This window comes from Sphingobacterium sp. MYb382 (genome assembly GCF_037572665.1).
GTDB lineage: Bacteria > Bacteroidota > Bacteroidia > Sphingobacteriales > Sphingobacteriaceae > Sphingobacterium.
The window spans coordinates 48,109-56,995 of the sequence record NZ_JBBGZT010000013.1; the positions used below are offsets into that span (position 1 = coordinate 48,109).

Here is an 8,887-nt window from a genome sequence, read left to right on the forward strand (position 1 = left end):
AATTATTCTGCTTTAAGACGTAAATTGTCTACAACCGCCCGTGGACTAACAAGCTCACTTTTAACTTTGTCATCATCTTTCACTTTCTGTACGCCCTCTACGAGAAAGGTGTCATTTGCACTTAAACCGGAACCTATAATATATAGATCAGGTAAAGAACCAGCTATTGTAATCAAACGTGATTTAACAACTCCATTCTTATCTACTACAAATACATACGTACGGTCTTGCAACTCGTAGGTAGATTTTTGTGGAATAATTAATGCATTGTGCATCGGTACTTTCATTTGTACTTTACCTGTCTGTCCATTTTTCAAAAGACCATCCGGATTAGGGAATTTTGCACGAAACGCTATGTTACCTGTCTCATTATCAAACTCACTCTGAATCAACTCTACTTTTCCTGGGTAAGGCAAAACTTTATTATTAGCTAGAAGAAGCTGAATATTATCTTCCGCTCTACCGGCTTTATTCGTTTGATAATCAAGATATTCAGGCTCCGACACATTAAAATATACTTGCATCTGTTTATTATCAGAAAGGCTCGTAAGCAAGGCTCCTTCATCAATTAAACTTCCCAAACGTAGCGGAAGACGGTCAATCACTCCATCAAATGGAGCACGTATCTCTGTGAATGACAAGTGTGTTTTGGCAATAGACATTTCTGCTTTAGCTTGCTCAAACTTAGCTTTGGCCATTTTAACTTCATTATTTGCTACGATATTTTTAGCGGCTAATGTTTCTGCATTTTGTAGCTCTATGCTCGCCATATCGGCCTCTGCACGCGCTTTATCAAACTCTCCTTGGTACAACTGAGGCATGATACGAAACAACAACTGCCCCGCTTTAACCTGCTGACCTTCATCAACATAAATATTCTGTAGATAACCTTTTTCTTGTGCTCGAATCTCAATATTTTTTTGAGATTTAATTTGAGAAACATACTCCTTGGTTAAGCTGGTGTCAACCTGTAATGGGTTTGTAACGGTGAATTTCTCTTCTTTTGCTTCTTCCACATGTTTTTGTGTACAAGCTACCGTCAATACCATTGAACTTAAAAGGATAAGTGCATTAGTTTTCATAAATTGAAATAATAAATAAGTAATATTAGCTGATTAACAAGCCATTACACTCGATTGTGTAAGGCAAAAAGAAAACTACAACAGTCACGTTCGCACAGCACAAACTGCACAACACTGTATAGCATAAAATGGAGAGTATTAAATCAAAAGAACACCAAGCTTCAAGTACCTATGTTGGGCATAGGACGCAAGAAAATGGCAAAAAGGAAGCTTCCTCCGAATAAAGAAGAAGAAAATAAAGATAAATGTGGCATAAGCCAAGGCAATGAAATACGGCGCTGCATTAATTACACGCTGCACAACCGAAACATGATCACCGTCATCTGTTCCTTCAATTAAGTTAACATGATCAACAAGACCTTTGGAGTGTTGTTCGTCACGACGAATCTTGAAAGGTTTGAATTTTGGGCTAACATGATCCTGTGTTAAGGAAGGCACATAGCTATTTGGACTTGCAGACAAGGTCAATACCGAACAGAAAACTGTCCAGATCATCATTAAACCAAGTATAAGTGTCCTTTTCATTTGCGCTCAAATTTACAGCTAGCCATAGAAAATCAAATACATTTAACTTTTTTTAACAATTCGCCATTTTCAGCCATATTTATGCTAAAAATCAGCGTTGATTATTAAACACTTAGCGACAATACAAAATAATGCCAAAAGCTGTTTAAGACACTTATCATGACACAGGACAGACGAACGACCCTTTCTAAGACAAAAAACTGACGAAATAAACGTGAAAAAACAAGGAAAATTTAAGAAAAACAAAAAATTAACAGAAGCCCCCCTATCTTGCTGAAGGAGCAGCCAAGCCCCCTCCGTAATTTGGTAAAGTCCCTTTTTTTTCGTATTATGAGTGATTAGGAAAAAAATAAGGCTTATGATAGCCTTATCAAATCATAATAACAAATAGCACCCGCGGCTATTTGTTTCCATTCAAATAGGCTTCTTAGAAAGTCGTCTTTTGGGGAATACAGCTATGTATTTCCTTCCTATGGTGTTCTTTGGAACATCCCATGAATCATATTAACGATTCGATATAATTGTTTGTTAACGCCTGCAGATTAGTACAGGCATAAAATTTATGTATGACAGCAGTCAAAGTTGGAATTATTGGAGCTGGTCCGAGTGGATTAGCTATGTTACGTGCGTTTGAATCAGAACAAAAAAAGGGAAACCCTATTCCAGAAATCAAATGCTATGAAAAACAAGATAACTGGGGAGGTATGTGGAATTACACCTGGCGTACTGGTGTGGGCCAGTATGGAGAGCCTCTTCATGGAAGTATGTATAAATACCTATGGTCAAACGGGCCTAAGGAATGCTTAGAGTTTGCGGATTACACATTTAGTGAGCACTTTGGTCAACCAATCTCTTCTTATCCGCCGCGTGAAGTTTTATTCGACTATATTGAAGGACGTATTAAGCAAAGTAATGCACGCGATTATATCCAATTTAATACGGTAGCCCGCTGGGTAGACTACAATGAGGAGACGAAACAGTTTCGTGTTGTGTTCGATAACCTTGCGAAAAACGAGACTTTTGAAGAGATTTTCGATTATTTAGTTGTTGCCACGGGGCACTTCTCGACCCCTAATATGCCATATTTCAATGGTATAGACAATTTCCCAGGAGCGGTGATGCATGCACATGACTTCCGTGGAGCCGATCAGTTTAAAGATCAGCGCTTGTTATTAGTGGGCAGCAGCTATTCTGCCGAAGATATTGGAATCCAATGCTACAAACATGGTAGTCAGTCGATAACGCTATCCTATAGATCAAACCCAATTGGTATGAAATGGCCTCAGGGAATTACGGAGAAACCACTAGTTACACATTTTGAGGGAAATAAAGCTTTCTTTATTGATGGAACATCAGACTTTTTTGATGCGGTTATCTTATGTACAGGTTATCAGCATAAATTCCCGTTCCTTCCCGACAATCTACGTGTAAAGACAAAAAATTGTCTGTACCCCGACGGTTTATATAAAGGAGTAATTGCGCAAGACAATGAGCGTCTCCTATTTTTAGGGATGCAGGATCAATACTATACCTTTAACATGTTTGATGCACAAGCTTGGTTTGCACGCGACTATATGTTAGGTCGTATCGACCTGCCTGACGCTGAAGCTAGAAAGAGCGATATTAAAAAATGGATGGACTATGAAGCGTCAACAGTCACCGGCGATGAGCATATTGACTTCCAAACTGATTATATTCAAGAGCTGATAGACCACACGGACTACCCTTCTTTCAACCTTGAGAAGGTCGCTACGATGTTTAAAAGCTGGCTTAAAGATAAGGAAGAGAATATTTTGACCTATCGGGATAAGGTGTATACTTCGGTTATGGATAAAACAAAAGCGGAGAAGCACCATACGCGTTGGATGAATGAGCTCGATGATAGCCTAGAGCGCTACCTTGATGAAGCTCCAGCGGAAGAAGCTCTACTGAGCAAGGAGATTCTATAACAAGAATATCCTTAAGTAATTGTTAAACTAAAACACCTAAGAAACTAGTTTCTTAGGTGTTTGTTTATGCCTACTTCGTGGTAACGAATGCAGGTGTTGTTTTCATCTCGCTTTTATAGCGCTTCATTTCTGCCGTCAGTTTGGATATTGCGTATCCCACAATCGTAACGTCGTCCAACCATCCCAACACCGGAACTAAATCAGGAATCGCATCTATTGGCGACACCACATATAAGATTGTGGCTGCAATGATAGACATATTCCACTTATTCATTTTGTAGCGTCCTGCCAAGGTATCTTTGCCCATCTGCACCAGTAGCAAGAAATCATCCTTACTACTTTTTAGATGTGAAGCTTTCTGCCCAGCATTATTCAGATCGTTCGTTGTTATCTTTTGTTTACGAAACAGCTCAAACAGGATGAGAGCACGTTGAAAAGAAACTATTTTCATAACCTTCCTATTTTATTGTTAAATAGCTTAGACTACAATTGCATACAATAGTTTAATTTTTCGAAGAACAGCAAGTGCATCGCCTTAAAAATTAAATGCACGAGGTTTTCATGCGTAACAGTTTTGTAAGCACAAGGAAAGCCCTATATTTGTAAAAAAAAGATATGTCAAAAGAGGATTCGGCCATTAAAACGACCTACTATAGCATCTTCACCAACTTCCTGTTGGCGCTTATAAAATGGTTGGCAGGCATATTCGGAAATTCATACGCACTGATTGCGGATGCCATAGAATCTACAGCAGATATTTTCTCGTCCATGCTTGTTGTATTCGGCCTTAAATATGCCAAAAGGCCAGCGGATTCAACTCACCCTTATGGTCACGGTCGTATTGAGCCTTTGATTACGTTTATTGTCGTGATTTTATTAGTTATATCGGCTTTTGTTATTGCGACAGAGAGTATAAAAAATATCCAGACGCCGCATGAACTACCAAAACCATGGACGCTTATCATCTTACTAGCCATCATCGTATGGAAAGAGATATCTTTCCGTATCATCATGAAGAAAAGTAAGCTGTTAAATAGCACGTCGCTTAGGGCTGATGCGTGGCACCACCGCTCCGACGCCATTACCTCTGTAGCTGCTTTTATCGGTATTGGTATCGCACTTTTTGGTGGTGAGGGTTATGAGAGTGCCGATGATTGGGCTGCCCTATTTGCATCGGGCCTTATCCTTTACAACTGTTACGGTATCTTCCGTCCGGCACTTGCTGAAATTATGGATGAACACCGCTATGACGATTTGGAAGAGGCTGTACGCACGAAGTCTTTAAATGTAGATGGAGTAATGGCTATTGAGAAATGCTATATCCGTAAAATAGGTATGCATTTTCAAATTGATTTACACGCTATTGTTGATGCACAGCTGACTGTTCGTGAAGGTCATGATATCGCGCATGCCCTGAAAGATTATCTTATACAGAACCTGCCAAGCATCGGTAATGTATTTATTCATATTGAGCCCTTTGATGAGGAAGCTTGTAACTATTAAACGAGTTATTAAGCACGAACTGAACATAAAAAAGCGTCTTACACCAAAATGTAAGACGCTTTTTACTTGTATATAAATTTACGTTAGTTTAATACAGTAACCTCTACACGTCTATTTTTCTGACGTCCTTCAGGTGTTTTGTTATCCGCCACAGGTTTGGTTTGTCCAAGACCTTTGATGGAAATTCTAGATCCCGTAACACCGGAGTCTTCTAAGAATTTCTTTACTGATGCAGCACGTTTGTCAGATAACCATTGGTTGTAGCCAGCTTCACCTGTAGCATCTGTATGTCCATCGACACGAATTTTCTTACTTACATCATTATTTAAAATTTTAGACAATTTTGTAAGCTCTACTTTAGCTTTGTCTGTTAAGTAAGAAGAATTGGTTGGAAAAAGTAAATCAGAAGACAAAGTGAACTTAATACCATCTTCTGTGCGTGAAGCATCTTCAAATTCCTTTTTTACATTTTTTAATCCATCATCTGTACCGTCTTTTGTGACAACAGCGCCAGGGTTAACCATAATGGCCTTTTGCTTACAGGAAGTGAATCCCAATGTAGCGGCTATAAATAATATAAAAATACGGCTATGTTTCATTAATACTAAATTAGTTGAATACGTAAAGATACATATTTCCATTGTTTATGGAATGTTCTATTTGTTTTTATGTTTATCCTCAAACAATTCAGCACGTAATTGCTGAATTTCTGGTATCGATGCATACAGCTTCCAGATAAGCCCAGTACGGGCGTTTTCTATCGAAATGGCCAATGCAGCCTGATTAGTAGCGAAATACTCATCCGAAACATCATTATCACGAAGGTCTAACCAAGCACGGAAACCATACTCTGTAAAAAAATCGTCTCCATAGTTTTCATAGAGCGCAAAAAGCGATCTACGTCCTTCTGTAGGGAGCACAAAAATTGAGGCTGGCCCAATCGCGGGGTTAACACGGTAATTACCGACGCTATCTTTAAGCTGATAAAAGCCCCATATATCGGCATTGGTAGAACCGACACCAATTTCATTATCACGACGCTTACGCACTTGAATATATTTACGTATCGTAGATTCATAATCTATCTCTGGATCTTGAAGCAAGCTAGGATTAATCGTGAAAAATGGCTTATACATATCTAAAAGACTCCCCTTTTGTTCTCCAAAAGGAAGCTCCTCACCGTACATCACGGTGTCTCTAAAAATTGTACTACGCATAGCCACTTCATTTACCGTATCGCTACGCAACAAAAAGGCTGGTATCTGTACGATACCGGAGATGTAAAAATTTGAGTCTTGAAATAAATCCTGCACTTCACTACGGTCCACTTTCATCTCTTTCACACCATGTGCGTAGGCCGATTTCGGAATTTTAAATTTTGGCGCACTCATAGCCAAAAAATAGGTGTTTAAGGATTCATTTATACCTCCAAGTGAGCTATACGCATTGACCGCATTACTACCCGAAAGCTTTTCTAGCAAAACATCGGAGCTACCGGCAGCCAGTGCTTGATCCCATTTCACGGCCTCCCACAGCTTATTAATACGGTTGCGCAAGTCAACCTCAAGGTCTGTATTTTTAGTAAAATACTGACGAGCCACTAAAAGTGCCTCGACCAGCGATGCTGTAGCCTGCACATCATAATGAGCCTCCTCATTACGATATTCTGGCAATCCTGTACGCCCATCAAAGTAGGCCGGGAAAAAGCCATCACGATTCTGTGCTTTCAGCATAAAATAGACGATGCGCGAAATACGGTTTAAAGCCATATTGTAGGCTACATAGCCTTTCTCTACGCCAATTATCAAACTTAATACGGCATTTCCACTTTCCTTAACAGATACGAGCGCCTTATCTTTCATACGAAAAGGCATATACATCCCACTGTTTATATCATAGTTCTCGACGAAATAATTGATATGAGCCGTCTGTACTAGATCTAACAAATTATCCTCTCCTAGCTTTGAGGTGGTCACCGACTTTACGGTCGAGAATGGTGACTCGACATAATTATAATCTACCCAAGCAATTTTATAATAGTATGTCTTATTGGAATTTTCTACATAATCTAAGCAGCTCTGCATAAATATAGGACGGATGGCTACAGGCGCAAATGTCTTGTTATCTTCCGAACGATAAATTTTGATGTAGCGGATAGAAGGTGTCAATGGTAGTTGCCATTGTAAGTGTACCTGCTTATCGTAAGCCTTTATAGCAGAAAGTATGGCTGGTGATGTCAACTTAACCGTAGAACTGTTTTTTGGTAGAAACTCTACTTGATCGATAAATATATGGTGACTATTTCCGTCAGCTTCGTTTTGGAAAAAACTAATGGCTGTAATCGCTTCTTTAAAGCGTAAACCCTCAAAACTAGCTATTGGAATACGTACATTCAGCCAAGTATTGTAATCGAAATCTTCAATAAAAGGAGTTAAATCGACAAGGTTCGTCTGCGAGGAGCGCTGTGTAATAGCTAGTTTCGGCAGATTACCTTCTTTTGTGTTTTCAGATTGAACATAGATTTTCATAATAAGAAAATCAGAGTTATCGACCTCATAATTTACCTTTTGACGGCTATAGCGTAAATCTACACGCCAGTTTCCGGCTGCCGCCGAACGATAACGTAAAGACAGGGAGTTTCCGGGTGTAAAAAACAAGGTATCCGAAACCAATAAATGTTTATTGAGATTTTCGACCCATGACTTCCCTTCGTATTGTACTTTACTCTTCGCATATACCCCTTTTACAAGGCTATTATCAAATATTACTTCGGGATAGGTATCTCCTTTCGCACTACTAAAAACTAGTGTAAAAAAACAAACGAAAACGAAATGAGAAAAAAAATGCTTCATAAACAACTATTGACTGTCGACAAAAATAAGCAATTATTAGACCAATTAGGTGCAAAAGTCAGGATTTATCAAATTAGGAAAAAAATATAAACCACATTCATAGGTATTTAGCGTTAAACAGCTAAAAAAAACAAAAAATAATTTTAGACATTGAATTTTCTCTCTATATTTGCAGCACGTCAAGCGAAAGTAGCTCAGTTGGTAGAGCACAACCTTGCCAAGGTTGGGGTCGCGAGTTCGAATCTCGTCTTTCGCTCAGTTGCCTAGGTGGTGGAACTGGTAGACACGCAGGACTTAAAATCCTGTTCCCGTTAAGGGAGTGCGGGTTCGATTCCCGCCCTAGGTACGGAATAAAAGCCTCATCGAAAGATGAGGCTTTTTCCATTTTTGTACTTTTGAATTTTTTGGCCTCCAGCCAATAACATTGGATCATACGGAATTCTTGGGGGGTAAATTTAATTATTGTTAGTTTAGCGTTTTAAATAGATATACTTTGCAAGACGCCGAACGTAAACTTCTGACTTTATTGATGCCCGAAGGGCTATTAGAATATTTTGATATCATGGATGTTGTCTCAAAAGACAACGAACTTCATATTTATCTCGATGAAAAGAACATAGCCCCTTCAGGTTATGAAAATGCTAAATTAGAATCAAAAGGTTTTATGCCATCCGCTGAAATTAAGGATTTTCCTATTCGCACTCAGAAAGTTACACTTCATATTAAACGCCGACGTTGGACAGTTCTAGCTGATGGGAAAATCATTACTAGAGATTGGAACTTGGTGCGTGAAGGGGCTCGAATGACTACAGAGTTCGGGCTTTTTTTAAAGGGGATATTTGGATAATTATCCCATTAGTGCTCATCTATTAGGTCTTTTCTTCCAGTTAGATGGAAAACAGCTCCAGGAGCACTATAAAAACCATCTTAGTGACTTTCATGATTGGAATCAAAAGTCTCATGCAGAATACTGGAC

General features: G+C 39.0%; 8 protein-coding genes and 2 tRNA genes. 5 read left to right on the forward strand and 5 right to left on the reverse strand.

The genetic code is table 11. From position 1 onward, the window contains the following. Nucleotides 1-2 precede the first annotated feature (2 nt). Both WH223_RS07610 and WH223_RS07615 read right to left on the reverse strand, forming a co-directional pair. On the reverse strand, nt 3-1,082 hold the full coding sequence (locus WH223_RS07610) for an efflux RND transporter periplasmic adaptor subunit (RefSeq protein WP_340046956.1): 1,080 nt from the start codon (nt 1,080-1,082) through the stop codon (nt 3-5). A gap of 138 nt (nt 1,083-1,220) precedes the next feature. Next, the gene (locus WH223_RS07615) at nt 1,221-1,607 is read right to left on the reverse strand and encodes a hypothetical protein (protein WP_340046957.1); all 387 of its coding nucleotides are present in this window, start codon (nt 1,605-1,607) and stop codon (nt 1,221-1,223) included. A gap of 566 nt (nt 1,608-2,173) precedes the next feature. Here WH223_RS07615 and WH223_RS07620 point away from each other — a divergent pair. Continuing rightward, nucleotides 2,174-3,556: an NAD(P)/FAD-dependent oxidoreductase gene (locus tag WH223_RS07620; RefSeq protein WP_340046958.1), complete on the forward strand. Its 1,383-nt coding sequence runs from the start codon at nt 2,174-2,176 to the stop codon at nt 3,554-3,556. Between the two features lie 70 nt (nt 3,557-3,626). Here WH223_RS07620 and WH223_RS07625 read toward each other — a convergent pair whose 3' ends face one another. Beyond that, nucleotides 3,627-4,007: a YkvA family protein gene (locus WH223_RS07625; protein WP_340046959.1), complete on the reverse strand. Its 381-nt coding sequence runs from the start codon at nt 4,005-4,007 to the stop codon at nt 3,627-3,629. 164 nt (nt 4,008-4,171) lie between these two features. Between WH223_RS07625 and WH223_RS07630 the strand changes: the two genes are divergently transcribed. After that, complete coding sequence (locus WH223_RS07630) at nt 4,172-5,059, forward strand: cation diffusion facilitator family transporter (protein ID WP_340046961.1); 888 nt, start codon at nt 4,172-4,174, stop codon at nt 5,057-5,059. Nucleotides 5,060-5,142: 83 nt separating this feature from the next. On the opposite strand, the gene WH223_RS07635 is transcribed toward WH223_RS07630, so the two are convergent. Both WH223_RS07635 and WH223_RS07640 read right to left on the reverse strand, forming a co-directional pair. Then, entirely contained in the window at nt 5,143-5,658 is a 516-nt protein-coding gene (locus WH223_RS07635; RefSeq protein ID WP_340046962.1) for an OmpA family protein, read from the reverse strand. Between the two features lie 57 nt (nt 5,659-5,715). Next, the gene (locus WH223_RS07640) at nt 5,716-7,911 is read right to left on the reverse strand and encodes a glucoamylase family protein (protein WP_340046963.1); all 2,196 of its coding nucleotides are present in this window, start codon (nt 7,909-7,911) and stop codon (nt 5,716-5,718) included. Between the two features lie 183 nt (nt 7,912-8,094). On the opposite strand from WH223_RS07640, the gene WH223_RS07645 reads away from it, so the two are divergent. The 3 genes from WH223_RS07645 to WH223_RS07655 all read left to right on the forward strand — a co-directional run bounded on the left by WH223_RS07645 (nt 8,095) and on the right by WH223_RS07655 (nt 8,758). Next, nucleotides 8,095-8,167: transfer RNA gene (locus WH223_RS07645), tRNA-Gly, on the forward strand. A 5-nt stretch (nt 8,168-8,172) separates the two neighbouring features. Then, nucleotides 8,173-8,257 (forward strand) — tRNA-Leu (locus WH223_RS07650). Between the two features lie 147 nt (nt 8,258-8,404). Further along, nucleotides 8,405-8,758: an ISAon1 family transposase N-terminal region protein gene (locus WH223_RS07655; RefSeq protein ID WP_340046147.1), complete on the forward strand. Its 354-nt coding sequence runs from the start codon at nt 8,405-8,407 to the stop codon at nt 8,756-8,758. Nucleotides 8,759-8,887 lie beyond the last annotated feature (129 nt).

Bases quoted from the DNA above. Each gene is read 5' to 3' on its own strand.
- WH223_RS07610 (WP_340046956.1), bottom strand. From the start codon at position 1,082: ATGAAAACTAATGCACTTATCCTTTTAAGTTCAATGGTATTGACGGTA.
- WH223_RS07615 (WP_340046957.1), bottom strand. From the start codon at position 1,607: ATGAAAAGGACACTTATACTTGGTTTAATGATGATCTGGACAGTTTTC.
- WH223_RS07620 (WP_340046958.1), top strand. From the start codon at position 2,174: ATGACAGCAGTCAAAGTTGGAATTATTGGAGCTGGTCCGAGTGGATTA.
- WH223_RS07625 (WP_340046959.1), bottom strand. From the start codon at position 4,007: ATGAAAATAGTTTCTTTTCAACGTGCTCTCATCCTGTTTGAGCTGTTT.
- WH223_RS07630 (WP_340046961.1), top strand. From the start codon at position 4,172: ATGTCAAAAGAGGATTCGGCCATTAAAACGACCTACTATAGCATCTTC.
- WH223_RS07635 (WP_340046962.1), bottom strand. From the start codon at position 5,658: ATGAAACATAGCCGTATTTTTATATTATTTATAGCCGCTACATTGGGA.
- WH223_RS07640 (WP_340046963.1), bottom strand. From the start codon at position 7,911: ATGAAGCATTTTTTTTCTCATTTCGTTTTCGTTTGTTTTTTTACACTA.